Origin of the sequence: Pseudomonas grimontii (genome assembly GCF_007858185.1) — a bacterium.
Taxonomy (GTDB): domain Bacteria; phylum Pseudomonadota; class Gammaproteobacteria; order Pseudomonadales; family Pseudomonadaceae; genus Aquipseudomonas; species Aquipseudomonas grimontii.
The window spans coordinates 131,029-152,333 of the sequence record NZ_VFES01000017.1 but is presented as its reverse complement, the minus strand read 5'-3'; the positions used below and the strand labels follow the sequence as shown (position 1 = coordinate 152,333).

Genomic DNA, 21,305 nt, shown 5'->3' with positions numbered 1-21,305 from the left:
CACCGCCGTCGCCCAAGCCTTCTAACTCTTCCGGCGACGGCGGTGCCGAATTCTGCGCAGCGTCGTATTGCCTGTCAACGCGGCGACGCTGCACGCTCAACCCCACGAGAATCCCCAGATGCGCCACGCCGGCAATGAAACCCTGGCCGCCCTCACGGCCTATAAAGGTGGCTTCTTCAACATCGGCCTGTTCTCGGCGGTGATCAACCTGCTGATGCTGGCCCCGGCGTTGTACATGCTGCAGGTGTACGACCGGGTGCTGGCCTCGGGCAATCAGATGACCCTGCTCATGCTGACGTTGATGATCCTCGGCCTGTTCGGCCTGATGGGCGCGTTGGAGTGGGTGCGCAGCCAGGTGGTGATCCGCCTCGGCACGCAGATGGACATGCGCCTGAACCAGCGGGTCTACGACGCCGCGTTCGAAGCGCAACTCAAGGGCGGCACCCAGGCGGCGGGCCAGGCGTTGCATGACCTGACCACCTTGCGCCAGTTCGCCACCGGCCAGGCGCTGTTCGCGTTTTTCGATGCGCCGTGGTTTCCGGTGTACCTGCTGGTAATCTTCCTGTTCCACCCCTGGCTTGGCCTGCTGGCATTGGGCGGCGCAGTGGTATTGATCGCGTTGGCGTGGATCAACCACCACGTCAGCCAGGCGCCGATGGCCCAGGCCAGCCAACTGTCCATCCACGCCAGCCAGCAGGCCACGGCCAACCTGCGCAATGCCGACACCATCGAAGCCATGGGCATGCTCGCCACCTTGCGCGGGCGTTGGTTCAACCAGCACCAGGCGTTCCTCGCCGAGCAAAACCTGGCCAGTGAAAAGACCGCTGCCGTCACCGCCTGGTCCAAGGGCGTGCGCCTGGCATTGCAATCGCTGGTACTCGGCCTGGGTGCGTTGCTGGCGGTGCAGGGCGATATCACGCCGGGGATGATGATTGCCGGCTCGATCCTGATGGGGCGGGTGTTGACCCCCATCGACCAATTGATCGGCGTCTGGAAGCAATGGGGCTCGGCGCGCCTGGCTTATGAGCGGCTGTCGCAGCTGCTGGCGGCCAACCCGGCGCGACCGCCGCGGATGAGCCTGCCGGTGCCCAAGGGCCAGTTGAGCGTCGAGCAAATCAGCGCCTGCGCCCCCGGCAGCCGTCGACCGGCGCTGGTGAACCTGGGGTTCAACCTGCCAGCGGGTGAAGTGCTCGGCGTGATCGGCCCGTCGGGTTGCGGCAAATCCACCCTGGCGCGGGTGCTGGTGGGCGCCTGGGCACCGCTGGCCGGCAAGGTGCGGCTCGACGGCGCCGACCTGGCCCAGTGGGACAAACAACAACTCGGCCCGCACATCGGCTACCTGCCCCAGGACATTCAACTGTTCGCCGGCAGCATCGCCGACAACATCGCGCGGTTTGCCGAGCTGGAAGCCGAAAAAGTCCTCGCCGCCGCGCAAATGGCGGGTGTGCATGAATTGATCCTGCAACTGCCCCAAGGCTACGACACGCCGTTGGGGGAGGGCGGTGCGGGGTTGTCCGGCGGCCAGAAACAACGCGTGGCCCTGGCCCGTGCGCTGTACGGCCTGCCGGCGTTGATCGTGCTGGATGAGCCCAATGCCAACCTCGACGAAGTGGGCGAGCAGGCTCTGCTCCAGGCCATCACCCAGCTTAAGCAGCAGCGCCGCACGGTGATCCTGATTACCCACAAAGCCAATGTGCTGAGCCTGACCGACCAGTTGCTGATCCTCAAGGACGGCCAGTTGCAGGCCTTTGGTCCTACGGCGCGAGTGTTGGAAGCACGACAGAAACCGGCGGCCTCCAAGCCGGTGTCGACCATGAGCATGAGCTACCGCCTTGGTGAAGGAAAACAGGCATGAGCGTGAGTAAACCGGTGCTGGTCAGTGACCGCGCTCACACGGTGTTGGCGCTGGATGATAAAAAATATTCGCGCCTGGGTTGGTGGCTGGTGCTCGGTGGCTTTACCGGATTTATCGGTTGGGCGGCGTTGGCGCCACTGGACAAGGGCGTGGCGGTGTCGGGCAAGGTCATGGTCTCTGGCCATCGCAAGACCGTGCAGCATCCCGCCGGTGGCATCGTCGAACGTATCGACGTGCGTGACGGTGACGTGGTCAACGCCGGCCAGGTGCTGCTGCGCTTGAAGGAAACGCCCTTGCGCGGGCAGATGCAGTCGCTGCGCAGTCAGTACCTGGCGTCCTTGGCCAGTGAGGCGCGCTTGAGTGCGGAAAGCGAAGGTCTGTCCGCCATCACATTCGGTCCTGAATTGCTGAATGAGCCGGAGGCGGCCAACACCCTGAATCTGCAACGGCAACTGTTCACCAGCCGTGCCCAGGCGCTGGCCACCGAGCAACAAGGCCTGCGTGAAACCATCGCCGGCACCGAGGCGCAGTTGCGTGGCACGCGGGATTCCCAAGCGAGCAAGGAGCAGCAGCGCGCGGCGTTGAGTGAGCAGTTGCAAGGGCTGCGCGAGTTGGCGCGCGACGGCTATATCCCGCGCAATCGCCTGCTCGACAGCGAGCGCCTGTATGCCCAGGTCGACGGCGCGATTGCCGAAGACTACGGGCGCATCGGCCAGTTGCAGCGTCAGGTTTTGGAACTGCGCCTGCGCATCCGCCAGCTCGGCGAAGACTTCCAGAAAGACCTGCGCGGCCAGTTGGCCGAGACCCGCACCCGCAGTGACGACCTGCGCAACCGCCTGGCCTCGGCCGAGTTTGAACTGGCCAACAGCCTGGTACGAGCGCCGGCTTCGGGGGTGGTGGTGGGGTTGGACGTGTACACCGAAGGCGGGGTGATCAAGCCCGGCCAGGCGCTGATGGACATCGTGCCCCAGGGCGAACCGCTGTGGGTGGAAGCACGGGTGCCGGTGCAAATGATCGACAAAGTGCACCCGGGCCTGCCGGTGGAACTGCTGTTCTCGGCCTTCAACCAGGCCACCACCCCACGGGTAGCCGGTGAGGTGACGCTGGTCTCCGCCGACCGCCAGGTCGATGAGCGCACCGACGAGCCTTATTACACCGTGCGCGCCCAGGTCAGTGCGGCGGGCATGCAACAACTGGACGGCGTGCAGATCCGTCCGGGCATGCCGGTGGAAACCTTCGTCAAGACCGGTGAACGTTCGCTGCTCAACTACCTGTTCAAACCCTTGCTGGATCGCACTCACATGGCCCTGGTGGAAGAATGAAGGCGCTGTTTTTTACCTTGTGCCTGAGCGTTACCCCAGCGGCGCATGCCTTGGGTTTGCTCGACGCCTACGACCTTGCCCTACGCAATGACCCGACCTTTCAGGCCGCCATCCAGGAACGTGAAGCCGGTGAAGAGCATCGCGTGATTGGCCGGGCTGCATTGCTGCCGAATCTGTCGTGGAGCTACAACAATTCGCGCAACGAGTCGCAAGTGACGGCGGGCGATGTCACCAGCGACCGTGATTACCGCAGCTATGCCTCGACCCTGACCTTGCAGCAGCCGTTGCTGGATTACGAAGCCTACGCGCGCTTTCGCCAGGGCACCGCCCAGGCACTGATGGCCGATGAGCGTTTTCGCGGCAAAAGCCAGGAATTGGCGGTGCGCGTGCTCAGCGCCTACAGCCAGGCGCTGCTGGCCCAGGAGCGTATCGAGTTGAGCCGTGCGCAGAAGCGTGCGTTTGCCGAACGCCTGCAACTCAATGATCGCTTGCTCAAAGGCGGCGAAGGTACGCGCACCGATGTACTGGAAACCCAGGCGCGCTTGAGCCTGGCCCAGGCAGAGGAGCTCGAGTCGCAGGACGCCCAGGATGGCGCCTTGCGCGAGCTGGAAGCGATTGTCGGCCAACCGTTGCAGATCGAAGAGCTGGCCCCCCTGGTCCGCCAATTCGACATCCCGCCCTTGGAGCCCAACCGCTTCGAGACGTGGCGTGAAATGGCCATGGCCAATAACCCCGAACTCAAGTCCCAACACCACGCGCTGGACGTCGCCGCTTACGAAGTGGAGCGTAAACGCGCCGGGCACTTGCCCAAGGTCAGCCTGTACGCCAGCAGCCGCCAGACCAGCTCCGATTCCGAAAGCAGCTACAACCAGAAGTACGACACCAACAGCGTCGGCATCCAGCTCAGCCTGCCGTTGTTTGCCGGTGGCTCGGTATCGGCTTCTACCCGTCAGGCAGGCAATCAGTTGAGCCAGGCCCAGTACGAACTGGACGCCCAAACCTCGGCCACGCTGGTGGCGCTGCGCAAGCAATTCAACCTCAACACCAGCGGCGCGGCGAAAGTGCGGGCTTATGAAATGGCCGTCAGCTCCGCCACGGCACTGGTCACCGCGACGAAGAAAAGCGTCAGCGGCGGTGAGCGGGTCAACCTCGACGTACTCGACGCCGAACAACAACTGTTCACCGCCCGCCGCGACCTGGCGAATGCTCGGCACGCGTATTTGCTGGCGCGGATTCAGTTGAAATATTACGCGGGGTTGCTGAGTGAGCAGGACTTGCGGGCGTTGGCGGGGTATTTCCAGCCGTCGGCCTGACAAAGATATTTGCCAACACACCGATCCAATGTGGGAGGGGGCTTGCCCCCGATAGCAGGGGGGCAATCAGCACACTTTTAGCTGATGCACCGCCATCGGGGGCAAGTCGAATCGTCGCACCGCCCCTCCCACATTTAGAGCTGCGATGAGCCTTGGCATTACCGCCGGGTCAATAACACCCCGGATTCCATATGGTGCGTCCACGGGAACTGGTCAAACATCGCACACTGGGTAATGCGGTGGGTGTCATGCAGTTGCGCAATGTTCGCCGCCAGCGTCTCCGGGTTGCAGGAGATGTAGAGGATGTTGTCGAAGCGCCGGGTCAGTTCGCAGGTGTCCGGGTCCATGCCGGCGCGGGGCGGGTCGACGAACACGCTACCGAATTCGTAGCTCTTGAGATCGATGCCGTGCAGGCGGCGGAACGGTCGCACTTCATTGAGCGCTTCGGTGAGTTCTTCGGCGGAGAGGCGCACCAGGGTGACGTTACCCACCGCGTTTTCATCGAGGTTGCTCAGGGCCGCATTCACCGAGGTCTTGCTGATCTCGGTGGCCAGCACTTTACGCACACGGGTGGCCAGGGGCAGGGTGAAGTTGCCGTTGCCGCAATACAGCTCCAGCAGGTCATCCGGGCGATCGCCCAAGGCGTCGTATGCCCAGTTGAGCATCTTCTGGTTCACCGTGCCGTTGGGCTGGGTGAAGGCGCCTTCGGGCTGGCGGTAGCTGAAGGTGCGGCCGCCCACGTCGAGTTTTTCCACCACGTAGTCGTGGCCGATCACATCGCGCTTGCCCTTGGAGCGGCCGATGATGCTGACATTCAAATCAGCCGCCAGCTTATTCGCCGCGGTGTGCCAGTGCTCGTCCAGCGGGCGGTGATAACACAGGGTGATCATCGCGTCGCCGGCCAGGGTGGTGAGGAACTCCACCTGGAACAACTTGTGGCTTAGGGCGGCGCTGGCTTGCCAGGCGGCCTTGAGCTGCGGCATCAACTGGTTGATGCGCTGGCTGGCGATGGGGAATGCTTCGATCAGGATCGGCGTGCGCTTGTCGTCCTGGGAGAACATCGCGTAGTGGCGTTCGCCGCCTTCGCGCCACAAGCGGAACTCCGCCCGCAGGCGGAAGTTCTGCAACGGCGACTCGAAGACCTGCGGCTCGGGTGCGTCGAACGGTGCCAGCAGGTCACGCAAGCGCGTGACCTTGTCTTGCAGTTGAGCGGTGTAGCGTGCGGCGTCAAAAGTCATGCGTTGAACCAGCCCAGCTTGATCACGAACAGAATCGACAGAATCACCAGCGCCGGGTTGAGCTCACGGTAGCGGCCCGAAAGCAGCTTGATGGCGGTCCAGGCGATGAAACCGAAGGCAATGCCGTTGGCGATGGAGTATGTGAAGGGCATCGCCAGGGCGGTGATCACCACCGGCGCTGCAACGGTAATGTCATCCCAGTCGATTTCGGCCAGGCCTGAGGTCATCAATACGGCGACGAACAGCAGCGCCGGCGCGGTAGCAAAGGCCGGTACGCTGGCGGCCAGCGGCGAGAAGAACAGCGCCAGCAGGAACAGGATCGCGACCACGATGGCGGTCAAGCCGGTACGGCCACCGGCGCTCACGCCCGCGGCGGACTCGATGTAACTGGTGGTAGTCGAGGTGCCCAGCAGCGAACCGGCCATGGCGGCGGTGCTGTCGGCGATCAGCGCACGGCCCATTTTCGGCATGTGGCCGTCCTTGCCCATCAGCCCGGCGCGCTTGGCCACGCCGATCAGGGTGCCGGAGTTGTCGAACAGGTCAACGAACAGGAAGGCGAAGATCACGCTGACCAGGCCGATGTCCAGCGCGCCCTTGATGTCCAGTTGCAGGAAGGTCGGGGCCAGGGACGGCGGCATCGACATCACGCCGCCAAACGCGGTCACACCCAGCAGGATGGAGACGATGGTCACCGCCAGGATGCCGATCAGCACTGCACCGCGCACGGCCAGGGCTTCCAGTGCAACGATCAGCATGAAGCCGAGGATGGCCAGGATAGGCGCCGGTTTGGTCAGGTCGCCCATGCCCACCAGGGTGTTCGGGTTGCCCACCACGATCCCGGCGTTGTGCAGGGCGATCAAGGCCAGGAACAGGCCGATACCGGCGGCAATCGCCGAGCGCAGGGGCAGGGGGATGCTGTTGATGATCCACTCACGGATACGGAAGATCGACAGCAGGAAGAACAGCACCGCCGAAATGAACACCGCCCCCAGCGCAACCTGCCAGGTGTGGCCCATGTGCAGCACTACGGTGTAGGTAAAGAAGGCATTGAGGCCCATGCCCGGCGCCAGCGCGATCGGGTAGTTGGCGATCAGGCCCATCACGGTCGAACCGATGGCCGCCGCCAGGCAGGTCGCGACAAACACCGCGCCTTTGTCCATGCCGGTCTCGCCGAGGATGCTCGGGTTGACGAACAGGATGTAGGCCATGGCCAGGAATGTCGTGATGCCCGCGAGGATCTCGGTGCGCACGTTGGTGTTGTGTGCCTTGAGTTGAAACAGCTTTTCCAGCATGCCTGCTCCCTGTGACGCTATGTTGCGTCGTTATTTGTTGACCTCTAAGTCAAAGCACAAACTGCGCCAAGCGGCTGTGGTTCCAGAGAGGATCGGAAAAAGCGGCGCATCATACCAGCAGCCGAGGCTGTGTGGCGCATGGCCTTGAGGCATACTGCGGCGACGTTCAACAGCGGGTCATCGACAGCATGAAAAAAGCCAACGCGTGGAGTCTAGCCCTGATCCCTTGTCTCGGCCTGTGGTTGGGCGCGGCACCGGTGTGGGGCGCGACTGCACCGCCCTTGAGCGAGGTGCGCGTGTTCAAGGTCGAATCGGCGCGCTGCACGGAAACCATCCCGGAACGCGCGCAAAGCACCCAGATGTGCACGCACCGTGGGCCCACCCAAGTGTCGGTGATGGAAGTCGGCCTGGGCAACAACCCGATGGGCCGTTTCAACGGTGCCGAACTGAACGGGCAACGTACGCCCGTGTGCCAGGTCGGTAGCATCAGCGAGGCTTGCAGCGGTGCGGGTACGCTGATGGGCTACATCTATGTATTTGACCTGAATGTCCAAGCCCAAGGCTGGTTCGAATACAGCAACACGTCGATCAACGGCCCGCGCAATACCTTGAAGACACTGCTCAATATCCGCTGATCAATCACCTTGAACGCTCAATACCCTGGGAAGTCGTACCCCTGAGACGGCGACTTTCCTGAACGCCGCGGATGTACACCAACCCGTGAGGTGTTTATGAGCGCGACCCCTAATGGCGCGGCGGTCCAACCGTTCGTCGCCCACTCCATACGCTTGACCCTCAATGGTCAGGACCGCCAACTCGAGGTATTGCCCTGGACCACGTTGCTGGACCTGCTGCGCGAGCAACTGGACCTGGTTGGCAGCAAAAAAGGCTGTGACCACGGCCAATGCGGCGCCTGTACGGTATTGCGCGACGGCAAACGCATAAACGCCTGCCTGACCCTGGCGGTGATGTGCGACGGCGCCGAACTGAGCACCATCGAAGGCCTCGCCGACAGCGATCAACTGCACCCGATGCAGCAAGCCTTCATCAAGCACGATGCCTTCCAGTGCGGCTACTGCACGCCTGGTCAGATTTGCTCCGCCGTCGGCCTGGCCAATGAAGGCCGTGCCCACGACAGCGCGCAGATCCAGGAGCTGATGAGCGGCAACCTGTGCCGCTGCGGCGCCTACAGCAACATCCGCGATGCCATCGAAGAGGCCTTGCCGGCCTGCCGCACCCAGGGAGGCGCGCAATGAATCCCTTCCAGTACAGCAAACCGGCGGATGTCCACGAAGCCGTGCACCTGAGCAGCGCCGCATCGCGCTTTATTGCCGGCGGCACCAACCTGCTGGATTTGATGAAAGAAAACATCAGCCGCCCCGAGCATCTGATCGACATCACCGGCCTGCCGCTCAATGAGATTGAACAAACCGCCGAGGGCGGCCTGCGGATCGGCGCGCTGGTGAGCAATGCCGACCTGGCCTGGCATCCGCTGATCGAACAGCGCTACCCGTTGCTGTCCCAGGCGATCCTCGCCGGTGCTTCGCCGCAACTGCGCAATATGGCGAGTACCGGTGGCAACCTGTTGCAGCGCACCCGTTGCTACTACTTCTATGACGCCACGGTGCCGTGCAATAAGCGTGAGCCCGGCAGCGGTTGCCCGGCGCGCACTGGGTTGAACCGTATCCATGCGATCCTCGGCGCCAGCGACCAATGCGTGGCCACTCATCCCTCGGACATGTGCGTGGCCCTGGCGGCGCTGGAGGCGCGGGTGCATGTGGAGGGGCGTGGCGGTGCGCGGGTTATCGAGTTTGCCGACTTCCACCGCTTGCCCGGTGATGCGCCGCAACGCGACAACCAGCTGGCCGACGATGAGCTGATCACCGCTATCGAATTGCCCGCCGACCACCTGGCTCGTCATAGCCATTATTTGAAAGTCCGCGACCGCGCGTCTTACGCGTTTGCGTTGGTGTCTGTCGCCGCCGCGCTTGAATTGGAGGGCGAGCGAATCGTCGACGCGCGCCTGGCCCTTGGCGGCGTGGCCCATAAACCCTGGCGTGACCGCGCGGTGGAAGCCTCGCTGATCGGCCAGGTGGTCAGCCGCGAGACCTTCAGCAACGCCGCCGACGCGGTGCTGCAAGACGCAGAGCCGCTGGAACACAACGGCTTCAAGATCAAGCTGGCGCGCCGCGCAATGATCCGCGCCCTGAGCGACGCTGCCGTCGCAGGAGAACGCCCATGACTGCCCTTGGCAAACCCCTGGACCGTGTCGACGGTCTGCTCAAGGTCACCGGCCAGGCGCGTTATGCCGGCGAGTTCCCCGAAGACGGCCTGCTCCACGGCAGTGTGGTGTCCAGCACTATCGCCAAGGGCCGTGTGCTGGCTATCGACGCGGCCAGGGCACTGGCCCTGCCGGGCGTGGTGGCGGTTATCCATCACCTCAACCGGCCGAAAATCGCCAGTTACGACGATGCCTTCCAGGATGATGACGCGGCGGACGGCTCACCGTTTCGCCCGCTGTATAACGACCGTGTGCTGTACAGCGGCCAGCCCCTGGCCCTGGTGCTTGCCGACAACCTCGAACTGGCGCGGCATGCCGGCTCGCTGGTAGAGATCGAATACGCGTGCGAAGACTTCGAGACCGACCTGCTCGCCGAACAGGAACAGGCCCATGCTTCACCGCAAACGCCGCCCAAGCCACGCGGCAACTTCCAGGCCGAGTGGGCCGCTGCCGCCGTCAGTCTCGACCTGCACTACAGCACGCCCATCGAACACCACAACCCCATGGAACCCCACGCCAGTACCGTGCTGTATCAGCCGGATGGCACCTTGCATATCCACGACAAGACCCAGGGCCCGCAGAACTGCCAGGCCTATGTGCAAAAGGTGTTCGGCCTGGATAACAGCCAGGTGCGCATCTTTGCTGCATTCGTCGGCGGTGCCTTCGGCTCGGGCTTGCGTCCGCAGTATCAATTGCCCTTGGCGGTGATGGCATCCCTGGCGCTCAAGCGCTCGGTGCGCGTCACCCTGACCCGCCAGCAGATGTTCACCTTCGGCTACCGCCCGCGCACGTTGCAGCGTTTGCAGATGGGCGCCGCCGCCAATGGTCGCCTGCTGGCCTTGGGGCATACGGCGATTGGCCAGACCTCGCGCTTCGAAGATTTCAGCGAGCACGTGGTGGAGTGGAGCGGCATGCTTTACCACTGCGATAACGTGCAACTGACCTACAAGCTGGTGCCGCTGGATGTGTTCACGCCACTGGACATGCGCGCGCCCGGCGCCGCGTTGGGCGTGATTGGCCTGGAGTGCGCCATGGACGAGTTGGCGTGCGCCTTGGGCATGGACCCGGTGCAACTGCGGCTGGTCAACTACGCCGAGCGCAACCAGAACGAAGATAAACCCTGGTCCAGCAAGGCGCTGCGCGAATGTTACAGCGAAGGTGCCGAGCGCTTCGGCTGGCGCCAGCGCAATCCGGAACCGCGCAGCATGCGCGACGGCTCCCAGTTGATCGGCTGGGGCATGGCCGGTGGCGTGTGGGAGGCCATGCAGATGAAGGCCAGCGCCAAGGCGCGCATCGACGCCGAGGGCAAACTGACGGTCAGCAGCGCCACCACGGACATTGGCACCGGCACCTACACGGTGATGACCCAGATCGCGGCGCAGGCCAGTGGTGTGGCGGTGGAGGACGTGGTGTTTCTGCTCGGCGACTCGTCATTGCCCACGGCACCGCTGCAAGGCGGCTCGTTCACCGTGTCGTCCGTCGGCACCGCCGTGCAGCAAGCCTGCCAAGCGTTGACCGCCAAACTGCTGACCATCGCCCGGCAGACTTACCCGGTGTTCAAGGATGCCGAGTCCGTGCGTTTTGAAAACGGCCAACTGCACACCGGCGACGTGAGTGTGTCGTTGGCGCAACTGGTCAAGGACAGTGGCGAAGAGGCCTTGGAGGTCCAGGTCGACAGCGAACCGGACAAGAAACGCGAAGGTTACGCCACCGCCACCCATTCGGCGGTGTTCGTCGAGGTACGGGTGGATGAGGACTTGGGCACGATCAAGGTCAGCCGCGTGGTCAGCGCCATTGCGGCCGGGCGGGTGGTCAACCCGAAGATGGCGCGTAGCCAGATCCTCGGCGGGGTGGTGTGGGGCATCGGCATGGCCCTTCACGAAGAGACCCAGGTCGACCATCAGTTGGGACGCTACATGAACCACAGCCTGGCCGAGTATCACATCCCGGTAAATGCCGATATCGGCGACATAGACGTGGTGTTTGTTGAAGAACACGACGAAGTCGTCAACGCCCTTGGGTCCAAAGGCGTGGGCGAGATCGGCATTGTCGGCGTGGCGGCGGCGGTGGCGAATGCGATTTACCATGCCACCGGCAAGCGAGTGCGGGAGTTTCCGATCACCCTGGACAAGGTGCTCTGACGCGGTCCAGCAAACAGTGAAGATCCAAATGTGGGAGGGGCGGTGCGACGATTCGACTTGCTCCCGATGGCGGAGTTTCAGTCCAAGCATAAGTTGGCTGATCCACCGCTATCGGGAGCAAGCCCCCTCCCACATGGGTTATGCGGTAGCTTTTTGAGCGGGCTCTTCCACCGGCACATGCATACGATCCCGGTTGGCCAGGGTCGGGAACAGTTTGATCCACACCCCGGTCACTACCAGCGTACCGATCCCGCCCATCACCACGGCCGGTACGGTGCCGAACCAATGGGCGGTGAGGCCGGACTCGAACTCGCCCAGTTGGTTGGATGCACCGATAAACAGGCCGTTGACCGCGCTCACCCGCCCACGCATTTCATCCGGGGTTTCCAGTTGCACAAAGGAGGCGCGGATCACCATGCTGATCATGTCGGCCGCGCCCAGCACCACCAGCACCGCCAGGGAAAACCAGAACGAGGTGGACAGGCCGAAGGCGATGGTCGCCACGCCGAATACGCCGACAGCGGTGAACATCACCCGGCCGACCTTTCGATCTACCGAAAAGCGTGCCAGCCACAGTGACATCAACAAGGCGCCCACCGCCGGCGCCGAACGTAACAGGCCCAGGCCCCAGGCGCCGGTCAGCAGGATGTCCTTGGCGAACACTGGCAGCAACGCGGTGGCGCCGCCCAGCAGCACGGCGAACAGGTCGAGGGAAATCGCCCCGAGAATGTCTGGGCGGCTGCGAATAAAGCGGATGCCGGCCAGCAGCGAATCGAGGGTGGCCTTGCCTTTATTGAGCGGGGTCTGGCGGGCGGGCAGGTTGAGGGTCAGCACGCAGGCAATGATGTACAGCACCACCGTGGGCCCATACACCCAGACGCTGCCGAAGGCGTAAAGCAAACCACCGAGCGCCGGGGCGACGATGGTTGCCAGTTGCTGGGCCGACTGCGACGAGGCCACGGCGCGCGGGAACAGTGCGCTGGGCACAATGCTCGGCAACAGCGCCTGGGTGGTGGGCATTTCAAACGAGCGCGCGGCGCCGAGCAGGAAGGCCAGGATAAAGATCATCTCGCGGGTCACGTTGCCGGTCAGGCCGCCGATGGCCAGGGAGAGGGCAATCAGCGCCTGCACGGTCTGGCAGATGGCCGCGACTTTGCGTCGCTCATAGCGGTCGGCCACATGCCCGGTGTGCAGCATGAACAGCACGCGCGGCACGAACTCCACCAAGCCGACCAGCCCCAGGTCCAGCACGTTGCCGGTGAGTTGGTAGAGGTTCCAGCCAATGGCCACGGTAAGCATCTGGAAGCCGCTGGCGGTGAAGATCCGTGCCAGCCAGAACGCGATGAAAGGGCGGTGGTGACGTAACAGCAACGCGGGTTCACTAGGCATCGGAAATTCAGGTCAAGGCCGGAGGGAAGGGCCAGATTAGCATCAAGCTGTAACAATTAGTTGCCAGAAGAAGGCTGAGGCAAGCTGTCACGCGGCAAAAGACCACACAGGCCAACCGCGAAAATGGGACTACTCTTTTGACTGTGATTGATCCAGATCAAAGTCATTTCAGAATTTGTTCTGGTGGCCGCAAGGCCCGATTCCCTACGTGGTTGGTTAAAAAAAGAAACGAATTGAAATTCGCCAGACTCCATATCCGTGGGGGCAGTGGGTGCAGGCTCCCGCCAGCAGCCGGTATTACCTGACAGAGGAAGACTTATGTTCGGTTTGGAGGCGCTAGATCTCGCCCGAATTCAGTTCGCGTTCACCATCTCGTTCCACATCCTGTTCCCGGCGATCACCATCGGCCTGGCCAGTTACCTCGCGGTGCTGGAAGGCTTGTGGCTCAAGACCCACAACGACACCTACCGTGACCTCTACCATTTCTGGTCGAAGATCTTTGCCGTCAACTTCGGCATGGGCGTGGTCTCCGGTTTGGTCATGGCCTACCAGTTCGGTACCAACTGGAGCCGCTTCTCGGACTTCGCCGGCGCCGTCACCGGGCCGCTTCTGACGTACGAAGTGCTTACGGCCTTCTTCCTCGAAGCCGGTTTCCTCGGCGTGATGCTGTTCGGCTGGAACAAGGTGGGGCGCAAGCTGCACTTCTTCTCCACGGTGATGGTGGCCGTCGGTACGTTGATCTCGACCTTTTGGATCCTGGCGTCCAACAGCTGGATGCAAACGCCGCAAGGCTTTGAAATCATCGATGGCCGCGTGATTCCTACTGACTGGCTGGCGGTGATCTTCAACCCCTCGTTCCCCTACCGGCTGGCGCATATGGCTACGGCGGCCTTTGTGGCCACCGCGTTCTTCGTCGGCTCCTCGGCGGCCTGGCACTTGCTGCGCGGCAAGGACAACCCGGCGATCCGCAAAATGTTGTCGATGGCGATGTGGATGGCTCTGATCGTGGCGCCTATCCAGGCGGTGATCGGTGACTTCCATGGCCTCAACACCCTCGAGCACCAGCCGGCAAAAATCGCCGCCATCGAAGGCCACTGGGAAAACAAAGGCAATGAGCCAACGCCGCTGATCCTGTTTGGCTGGCCGGACATGAAGGCCGAAAAAACCAAGTACGCGGTGGAAATTCCGTACCTTGGCAGCCTGATCCTGACCCACTCCCTGGACAAACAGGTGCCGGCGCTCAAGGAATTCCCGCCGCAAGACCGGCCGAATTCGACCATCGTGTTCTGGTCGTTCCGGGTCATGGTCGGCCTGGGCTTCCTGATGATCTTCACCGGCCTGTTCAGCCTCTGGCTGCGCCGGGGCGACAAGATGTACACGTCCAAACCGTTCCTGTACCTGGCGCTGTGGATGGGCCCGTCTGGCCTGATCGCGATTCTCGCCGGTTGGTTCACCACCGAAATCGGCCGCCAGCCGTGGGTGGTCTACGGGTTGATGCGCACGGCGGATGCTTCTTCCGGGCATAGCCTGGCGCAGATGACGATCACCCTGGTGTTGTTCGTGGTGGTGTACTTCGCGCTGTTTGGCGCAGGCCTGGGCTACATGATGCGCCTGGTGCGCAAAGGCCCCGTGACCCACGAAGGCACCGAGCCGACCCACGGTGGCCCTGGCCAGAAACGCACACCGGCGCGTCCGTTGTCGGCTGCCGACGATGGCAGCGATGACGACCACCTCCAGCACAAGGGGCATTGAGATGGGTATTGATCTTCCGCTGATCTGGGCCGTGATCATCATCTTCGGCATCATGATGTACGTGGTCATGGACGGCTTCGACCTGGGCATCGGCATCCTCTTCCCGTTTATTCCGGGCAAGACCGACCGTGACGTGATGATGAACACCGTGGCCCCGGTCTGGGACGGTAACGAAACCTGGCTGGTACTCGGCGGCGCGGCGTTGTTCGGCGCGTTCCCGCTGGCCTATTCGGTGGTGTTGTCGGCGCTGTACCTGCCGCTGATCCTGATGCTGATCGGGCTGATCTTTCGTGGCGTGGCCTTCGAGTTCCGCTTCAAGGCCAAGGACCACAAGCGTCACCTGTGGGACAAGGCGTTTATCGGCGGCTCGCTGGCGGCCACGTTCTTCCAGGGTGTAGCGCTGGGCGCGTTTATCGACGGGATCCCGGTGGTCAATCGCCAGTTTGCCGGCGGCTCGCTGGACTGGCTCACACCGTTCACGATGTTCTGCGGTGTGGCGCTGATCGTGGCCTATGCGTTGCTCGGCTGCACCTGGCTGATCATGAAAACCGAAGGCCCGTTGCAAGAGAAGATGCACAACCTGGCGCGGCCGTTGGCCTTCGTGGTGCTGGCGGTGATTGGTATCGTGAGTGTCTGGACCCCGCTGTCGCACCCGGAAATCGCCTCGCGCTGGTTCACCCTGCCGAACCTGTTCTGGTTTCTGCCGGTACCGATCCTGGTGCTGGTGACCATGTACGGGTTGATCCGCGCCGTGGCGCGTAACGCCCACTACACGCCGTTCCTGCTGACGCTGGTGTTGATCTTCCTCGGCTACAGCGGCCTGGGGATCAGCCTGTGGCCGAACATCATCCCGCCATCGGTGTCGATCTGGGATGCCGCTGCGCCGCCGCAGAGCCAAGGCTTCATGCTGGTGGGCACCTTGTTCATCATCCCGTTCATCCTGGGCTACACCTTCTGGAGCTATTACGTGTTCCGCGGCAAGGTCACCCACGAAGACGGTTATCACTAGGAGGGTCGTTGCATGTCCGGCAAACCTACGTTGCACGAGATCGAACAGGCCGAGAAACAGCCGTTGTGGCGGCGCCTGGGGTGGCTGGCGATGATCTGGACCGGCAGTGTGCTGGCCCTGTTCGTCGTGGCCAGCCTGATGCGCATGTTCATGAATGCGGCCGGCCTGACCACCCACTGACATCCCGATCCGGGCTTCGCGGCCCGCTGCCTGTTAACTTGAGGGCAAGCCCTGTGCTTCTTTTGGAAGGGCAGGGCTTTTTTTATTTGCGCGCTTTGAGAATCACAAACTTCGGTGTGGCGGCCACCTGCTCGACGCCCCGGAACAAACGCGCCAACTTGCTGTGATAACCCAGGTGACGGTTGCCGACGATATACAGGGCGCCGCCGACCACCAGTGCTTCCCGGGCCTGCTGGAACATGCGCCAGGCAAGGAAGTCGCCGACCACCTGCTGCTGGTGGAACGGCGGGTTGCACAGCACCACGTCGAGGGAATCCGGCTCCTGGCCTGCGAGGCCGTCGCCGGCGCGTACTGTCACATCCCTATCGCCGAGGGCGGCTTGCCAGTTCTCCAGCGCCGATTGCACAGCCATGTAGGACTCGTCCACCAGGGTGTAGTGCGCCTCAGGGTTTTGCAGGGCGCTGGCAATCGCCAGTACACCATTGCCGCACCCCAGGTCCGCCACACGGGCACTGCCGAGGTTTTTCGGCAGGTGCGGCAGGAAGGCGCGGGTGCCAATGTCCAGGCCTTCACGGCAGAACACGTTGGCATGGTTCAGCAGTTCAATCGCCGGCGCGTCCAGGGCGTAGCGCGTTGGGTAGGGCGACACGGCGACGGGTCGGTCGGCCAGCGTGGCGATCAGCAACCGGGCCTTCTTGACCGCCAGGGAGGCGTGCATCGGCCCGATATAGCGCTCCAGCAACTCACCGGCCGCCCGGGGCAGGTGCTTGATCATCGCCCCGGCGATCACCTCGGCGCCCGGCGCCAGTTGGCCGTGCAGGCGGATCAGTTGTTCTTCCAGCAATGCGAGGGTCTTGGGCACGCGGATCAGCACCCGGTCGAACGGCCCGCTGGGCACTTCGCTGGCGGGGATGAACGGCACGGCATCAAAGGCTTTGCCATTGCGCACCAGGTTTTTATCCAGGCCCATGGCGGCCAGGAACGAGTCACCGCTGGAGGTTACCTGCACCCGGCCTTCCAGGCTGGCAGCCAGGGCGCCGAAGCTGTCATTGAGCACCAGCACGCGCGTCGCAGCGGTCGGTTGTTGTTCGGCCAGATAGCTGAGCAGGTACTCGTCGGCGGCGTCGAAGGCTTGCAGTGGATCGTTATGTTGCTCTGGCTGGCGGATCAGATCGAGCTGGGCGAAGGGGCTGTCGAGCAGGGGCATGGCGGGGGAGGCTCTGGGTCATCGATGGGTGTTCGGCAGTCGGCTGCGGAACCGTCTGAGTGAACAGCGTGCGGCACCCCTTGGGGGCTGCTCAACACTCAGAATTGGCCGTAAATGTTACTTTTTTTCCAGAGGGATTACATGCGGTGTTTCAACGGTGGCTAAAACAATCCCGCTTTCGAAGCGCAGAGCACGGCGGCGATCTTGTTGTTGACCCCCAGCTTTTTGAAGCAACTACAGATATGAAAGCCCACCGTACGTTCAGACAAGCACAGGATCGCGGCGATGTCCGCCGCAGTCTTGCCCATGGCAGACCACTTGAGGATTTCGGTTTCCCGCGGGCTCAATTTGCTGGCGGGGCTGGCGCCAGTCTTATCGGCATACGTCTGCGCCACGGCTGCATGTAACGCATGGCATAACCACAGTACCTGGCCGGCCTTTTCGTACAGCTCCTGCGGGCTGACTTGGCCCTTGCTACGACCCAGGGTCAGCATGCTGAACACACCCTGGAAATCATGCACTGCTTGGGTCCAGCCTAAATGCACGCCAAATGACTGGGCTAAAGACCATAAGTTTGGTGCGTCTTTAAAGGTTTTTTCTTCCCAGACAAGTGGCAATACACAACGCTTGCAATGTTTGACCACGGGATCAACTTCAAAGAAGTGCGCCTGGTTATACAAGGTGTTCCATTCGTCTGGATAGTTATTGATGCGGATTGGTTTCGTTTGATTGTTGGGGAGTTGGGAGCTCATCGTAAAGGAACAGTATTGGAAGCCGAGTGCATAGGTGTGGTTGACGGCCATGTCGAAAAGACTAGAGGCCTCGCTCTCGCCTTCCAGCTTGGGAAGTCTTGTGTTGCGCCAGTTAACCATCGGTAACTCTCCATGGGTTTCCGCTTGATATGGGATACGTCCTGAACTCCCACTGCACGGAAATCAGTGTAGGACACGAGCTACATGGAGAGCTGAGATTTTCGCTATTTGCCGACGATATTTTATAGATTCTTTACACCGCTGCGAGTTGAGCGCGCAAAGGGTTAGTTGGTTTTTCTGGGATTTATTAGTGGGTTAAAGCACTGAGGACGGGTCAACTTAGAGTGTGTGAGTAACCATTGGTAAAGTGGCTAATAGCGAATTAGTTAGAAATGGTATTAAATTGCTATTATTCGCTGCCTACGAAACCACTACAAACCAGCGGTGTTTCCGGGCGCGACTTTGAGGGACACTAGGGCACCTGTAGAACGGAGTCCCCCATGACGGCCAGTGCTGAGAAATTTACCCGCCAGACCCTGCTCGATGTGCAATCGCTGACCCCCAGCCTGTTTACGCTGCGAACCACCCGTGACCCGGGGTTCCGTTTTACCGCCGGTCAGTTCGTGCGTCTGGGGGTGACCAAGGCGGATGGCAGCACGGTGTGGCGTGCCTACTCAGTGGTGTCCTCACCGTTTGATGAGCACTTGGATTTCTTCTCGATTGTCGTCCCTGGCGGGGAATTCACCAGTGAACTGAGTCGCCTGCGGGTAGGTGATACCTTGATGGTGGAACGCCAGGCCACGGGGTTCCTGACCCTGAACCGTTTCGTCGATGGCCGCGATTTGTGGATGCTGGGCACCGGCACCGGGGTAGCGCCATTTCTGTCGATGCTGCAGGACTTCGAAGTCTGGGAGAAATTCGAGCGCATCATCCTGGTGTACAGCGCGCGCGAAGGCAAAGAGTTGGCCTATCAGTCGCTGATCAAGGAGCTGGGTGAGCGGGAGTACCTGGCTGAGTACGCGCACAAGCTCACTTACATTCCTACCGTCACCCGCGAGCAACATCCGGGTGCATTGAATGGGCGCATTACCACGTTGATCGAAAACGGTGAATTGGAGCGTGCTGCCGGCGTCGAGTTGACCCCGGAACATTCGCGCGTGCTGATTTGCGGCAACCCGCAGATGGTGGATGACACTCGCCAGTTGCTCAAGCAGCGCGATATGCAATTGAGCCTGAGCCGCCGGCCGGGGCAGGTGGCGGTGGAAAACTACTGGTAATAAAAAAGGCGCCTCAAGCAGGCGCCTTTTTTCCAAGCCGGTAGGGGTTAAAGCGGCTTGTCGTTCTGTGCCTTGAGCAGGTCGCGAATCTCACCCAGCAGCACTTCTTCCTTGCTTGGCGTCGGTGGCAGGCTCGGTGCCACGGCTTCCTCGCGCTTGAGGCGGTTGATGGCCTTGACGCCCATGAAGATCGCAAATGCGACGATCACAAAGTCGATCACGCTCTGGATGAACTTGCCGTACGCCAGGACGACGGCGGGTACATCGCCTTGTGCCGCCTTGAGCGTTATCGCCAGGTCACCAAAGTCCACGCCACCGATCAACAGACCAATGGGCGGCATCACCACGTCGCCTACAAACGAGGAAACAATTTTGCCGAAGGCTGCGCCGATGATGATACCGACGGCCATGTCGACCACATTACCTTTGACCGCGAAGGCCTTGAACTCACTGATCACGCCCATAGGTTATTCCTTGTTACACATGAGAAGGGTGCCGCTCAGTGTAAGTCAGTCGTAGCGGGCTTGCCCGACACAACTCTTAACACTGTTAGTTTTAATCGACACATTAAAACGCAAATAGTTTGCAAAGTGCCACCAATCGCGCGCGAAATACTCGCCATTTCAGTGGCTTGCCACATTAATTTCTTAATCGCCCTGGTGGGGTTTTTCTATTTATCTTCTGACTCGCGGGTCACTAGCCTCTGGCAAGCACAACTGAATGTGCACTAAAAAAACCAGAGGAAACCTTGATGAAGACTCCAACCAATCGCGGCCCGGTATTGGCGCGTCATGTGCTGGTACTGGCGACCGCCAGCCTGCTTTCCCTCTCTGTGCAAGCCGCCAACCTGACCCGCGATAACGGCGCAGCCGTTGGCGACAACCAGAACTCACAAACCGCGGGTGCCAATGGCCCGGTACTGCTGCAAGACGTGCAACTGATCCAGAAGCTGCAGCGTTTCGACCGCGAACGCATCCCTGAGCGCGTGGTGCATGCCCGTGGCACCGGCGCCCACGGCACGTTTACCGTCACCGACAACCTCAGCGACCTGACCAAGGCCAAGGTCTTTGCGGCAGGCGAAGCCACCCCGGTGTTCGTGCGTTTCTCCGCCGTGGTGCACGGCAACCACTCCCCGGAAACCTTGCGTGACCCGCGCGGTTTCGCCACCAAGTTCTACACCGCTGACGGCAATTGGGACTTGGTGGGCAATAACTTCCCGACGTTCTTTATCCGCGATGCCATCAAGTTCCCCGACATGGTCCACGCCTTCAAGCCGGACCCGCGCACCAACCTGGACGATGACTCCCGTCGCTTTGACTTCTTTTCCCATGTTCCCGAGGCCACTCGCACACTCACCGAGTTGTATTCCGACTCCGGTACCCCCGCCAGCTATCGGGAAATGGATGGCAATGGCGTACATGCCTACAAGTTGATCAACGCCAAGGGCGAGGTGCACTACGTCAAGTTCCACTGGAAGAGCCTGCAAGGCATCAAGAACCTCGACCCCAAGCAAGTTACCGAAGTGCAGGGGCGTGACTACAGCCATATGACCAACGACCTGGTCACCCATATCAACAAGGGCGACTTCCCCAAGTGGGACCTGTATGTGCAGGTACTCAAACCGGAAGACTTGGCCAAGTTTGATTTCGACCCGCTGGATGCCACCAAGATCTGGCCGAATGTACCCGAGCGCAAAGTCGGGCAGATGGTGCTGAACCGCAACCCGGCGAATGTCTTCCAGGAAACCGAGCAAGTGGCCATGGCCCCCGCCAACCTGGTACCGGGTATCGAACCGTCGGAAGACCGCCTGCTGCAAGGCCGGGTGTTCTCGTATGCCGACACGCAGATGTATCGCCTGGGCGCCAATGCCCTGCAATTGCCGATCAACGCCCCACGGGTCACCGTCAACAACGGTAACCAGGACGGCGCGCTGAACTTCGGCAAGACCACCAGCGGCGTGAACTACCAGCCAAGCCGCCTGGAAAACCGTGAAGAGCCGCAAACCGCGCGCTACAGCCAGGCGGCACTGTCGGGCAGCACCCAGCAGGCGAAGATCCAGCGTGAGCAGAACTTCAAGCAGGCCGGTGATCTGTATCGCTCCTACAGCAAGAAAGAGCGTCAGGACTTGATCGACAACTTCGGCGGCTCCCTGGCCACTACCGATGACGAGAGCAAGCACATCATCCTGTCGTTCCTCTACAAGGCTGATCCGGAATACGGCACCGGCGTGGCCAAGGTCGCCAAGGGTGACCTGGCGCGCGTGAAGGCGCTGGCTGAAAAACTCACTGACTGACGTT

At 61.7% G+C, this 21,305-nt stretch carries 18 protein-coding genes; 12 read left to right on the top strand and 6 right to left on the bottom strand.

What is annotated here, in order from left to right; translation table 11 throughout:
* The first annotated feature begins 118 nt into the window (after positions 1 to 118).
* Genes FIV39_RS24395 through FIV39_RS24385 form a run of 3 tightly spaced genes read left to right on the top strand, consistent with a single transcriptional unit; the run spans position 119 to position 4,490 of the window.
* Positions 119 to 1,855 (top strand): type I secretion system permease/ATPase, encoded by a 1,737-nt coding sequence (locus FIV39_RS24395; protein WP_090399605.1) that lies wholly within the window; start codon positions 119 to 121, stop codon positions 1,853 to 1,855.
* On the top strand, positions 1,852 to 3,177 hold the full coding sequence (locus FIV39_RS24390; RefSeq protein WP_090399607.1) for an HlyD family type I secretion periplasmic adaptor subunit: 1,326 nt from the start codon (positions 1,852 to 1,854) through the stop codon (positions 3,175 to 3,177). Before FIV39_RS24395 ends, FIV39_RS24390 begins: the two co-directional genes overlap by 4 nt.
* Positions 3,174 to 4,490 (top strand): TolC family outer membrane protein, encoded by a 1,317-nt coding sequence (locus FIV39_RS24385; RefSeq protein WP_090399610.1) that lies wholly within the window; start codon positions 3,174 to 3,176, stop codon positions 4,488 to 4,490. Before FIV39_RS24390 ends, FIV39_RS24385 begins: the two co-directional genes overlap by 4 nt.
* Before the next feature lie 158 nt (positions 4,491 to 4,648).
* Here the strand turns inward: FIV39_RS24385 and trmA are convergent, their stop codons facing one another.
* Entirely contained in the window at positions 4,649 to 5,728 is a 1,080-nt protein-coding gene (trmA, locus tag FIV39_RS24380) for a tRNA (uridine(54)-C5)-methyltransferase TrmA (RefSeq protein ID WP_090399613.1), read from the bottom strand.
* Entirely contained in the window at positions 5,725 to 7,020 is a 1,296-nt protein-coding gene (locus FIV39_RS24375; RefSeq protein ID WP_053137959.1) for an NCS2 family permease, read from the bottom strand. The genes trmA and FIV39_RS24375 overlap by 4 nt, the downstream gene beginning before the upstream one ends.
* A 188-nt stretch (positions 7,021 to 7,208) precedes the next feature.
* Here FIV39_RS24375 and FIV39_RS24370 point away from each other — a divergent pair, with 188 nt between their 5' ends.
* The 4 genes from FIV39_RS24370 (at position 7,209) to FIV39_RS24355 (ending at position 11,442) form a co-directional block, all read left to right on the top strand.
* A complete protein-coding gene (locus tag FIV39_RS24370; RefSeq protein ID WP_090399817.1) occupies positions 7,209 to 7,655 on the top strand; it encodes a DUF4879 domain-containing protein in 447 nt (148 codons plus the stop codon).
* A 96-nt stretch (positions 7,656 to 7,751) separates the two neighbouring features.
* Complete coding sequence (locus FIV39_RS24365) at positions 7,752 to 8,276, top strand: (2Fe-2S)-binding protein (protein ID WP_090399615.1); 525 nt, start codon at positions 7,752 to 7,754, stop codon at positions 8,274 to 8,276.
* A complete protein-coding gene (locus FIV39_RS24360; RefSeq protein ID WP_090399617.1) occupies positions 8,273 to 9,262 on the top strand; it encodes an FAD binding domain-containing protein in 990 nt (329 codons plus the stop codon). Before FIV39_RS24365 ends, FIV39_RS24360 begins: the two co-directional genes overlap by 4 nt.
* Positions 9,259 to 11,442, top strand: coding sequence for a xanthine dehydrogenase family protein molybdopterin-binding subunit (locus tag FIV39_RS24355; RefSeq protein WP_146371622.1), 2,184 nt, complete (start codon positions 9,259 to 9,261; stop codon positions 11,440 to 11,442). Before FIV39_RS24360 ends, FIV39_RS24355 begins: the two co-directional genes overlap by 4 nt.
* A 138-nt stretch (positions 11,443 to 11,580) precedes the next feature.
* Here FIV39_RS24355 and FIV39_RS24350 read toward each other — a convergent pair whose 3' ends face one another.
* The gene (locus FIV39_RS24350) at positions 11,581 to 12,831 is read right to left on the bottom strand and encodes an MFS transporter (RefSeq protein WP_090399622.1); all 1,251 of its coding nucleotides are present in this window, start codon (positions 12,829 to 12,831) and stop codon (positions 11,581 to 11,583) included.
* Positions 12,832 to 13,149: 318 nt separating this feature from the next.
* On the opposite strand from FIV39_RS24350, the gene FIV39_RS24345 reads away from it, so the two are divergent.
* Genes FIV39_RS24345 through FIV39_RS24335 form a run of 3 tightly spaced genes read left to right on the top strand, consistent with a single transcriptional unit; the run spans position 13,150 to position 15,772 of the window.
* Entirely contained in the window at positions 13,150 to 14,583 is a 1,434-nt protein-coding gene (locus FIV39_RS24345) for a cytochrome ubiquinol oxidase subunit I (RefSeq protein WP_090399625.1), read from the top strand.
* 1 nt (position 14,584) lies between these two features.
* Positions 14,585 to 15,592 carry a cytochrome d ubiquinol oxidase subunit II gene (gene cydB, locus FIV39_RS24340; protein WP_090399627.1) on the top strand — a complete coding sequence of 336 codons (1,008 nt, stop codon included), beginning with the start codon at positions 14,585 to 14,587 and terminating at the stop codon, positions 15,590 to 15,592.
* A gap of 12 nt (positions 15,593 to 15,604) precedes the next feature.
* Positions 15,605 to 15,772, top strand: a complete 168-nt coding sequence (locus FIV39_RS24335) for a DUF2474 domain-containing protein (protein WP_010562540.1) — start codon at positions 15,605 to 15,607, stop codon at positions 15,770 to 15,772.
* A gap of 82 nt (positions 15,773 to 15,854) precedes the next feature.
* Here the strand turns inward: FIV39_RS24335 and FIV39_RS24330 are convergent, their stop codons facing one another.
* Together FIV39_RS24330 and FIV39_RS24325 are read right to left on the bottom strand one after the other, a co-directional pair.
* Entirely contained in the window at positions 15,855 to 16,979 is a 1,125-nt protein-coding gene (locus FIV39_RS24330) for a methyltransferase (protein WP_090399629.1), read from the bottom strand.
* Between the two features lie 161 nt (positions 16,980 to 17,140).
* Positions 17,141 to 17,851, bottom strand: a complete 711-nt coding sequence (locus FIV39_RS24325) for a helix-turn-helix transcriptional regulator (protein ID WP_090399632.1) — start codon at positions 17,849 to 17,851, stop codon at positions 17,141 to 17,143.
* Between the two features lie 380 nt (positions 17,852 to 18,231).
* Between FIV39_RS24325 and FIV39_RS24320 the strand changes: the two genes are divergently transcribed.
* Positions 18,232 to 19,008 carry a ferredoxin--NADP reductase gene (locus FIV39_RS24320; RefSeq protein WP_090399634.1) on the top strand — a complete coding sequence of 259 codons (777 nt, stop codon included), beginning with the start codon at positions 18,232 to 18,234 and terminating at the stop codon, positions 19,006 to 19,008.
* A gap of 47 nt (positions 19,009 to 19,055) precedes the next feature.
* Here the strand turns inward: FIV39_RS24320 and mscL are convergent, their stop codons facing one another.
* Positions 19,056 to 19,472: a large-conductance mechanosensitive channel protein MscL gene (gene mscL, locus FIV39_RS24315; protein WP_053137928.1), complete on the bottom strand. Its 417-nt coding sequence runs from the start codon at positions 19,470 to 19,472 to the stop codon at positions 19,056 to 19,058.
* A gap of 287 nt (positions 19,473 to 19,759) precedes the next feature.
* Between mscL and katB the strand changes: the two genes are divergently transcribed.
* Positions 19,760 to 21,301, top strand: a complete 1,542-nt coding sequence (gene katB / locus FIV39_RS24310; protein ID WP_090399636.1) for a catalase KatB — start codon at positions 19,760 to 19,762, stop codon at positions 21,299 to 21,301.
* Positions 21,302 to 21,305: the final 4 nt, after the last annotated feature.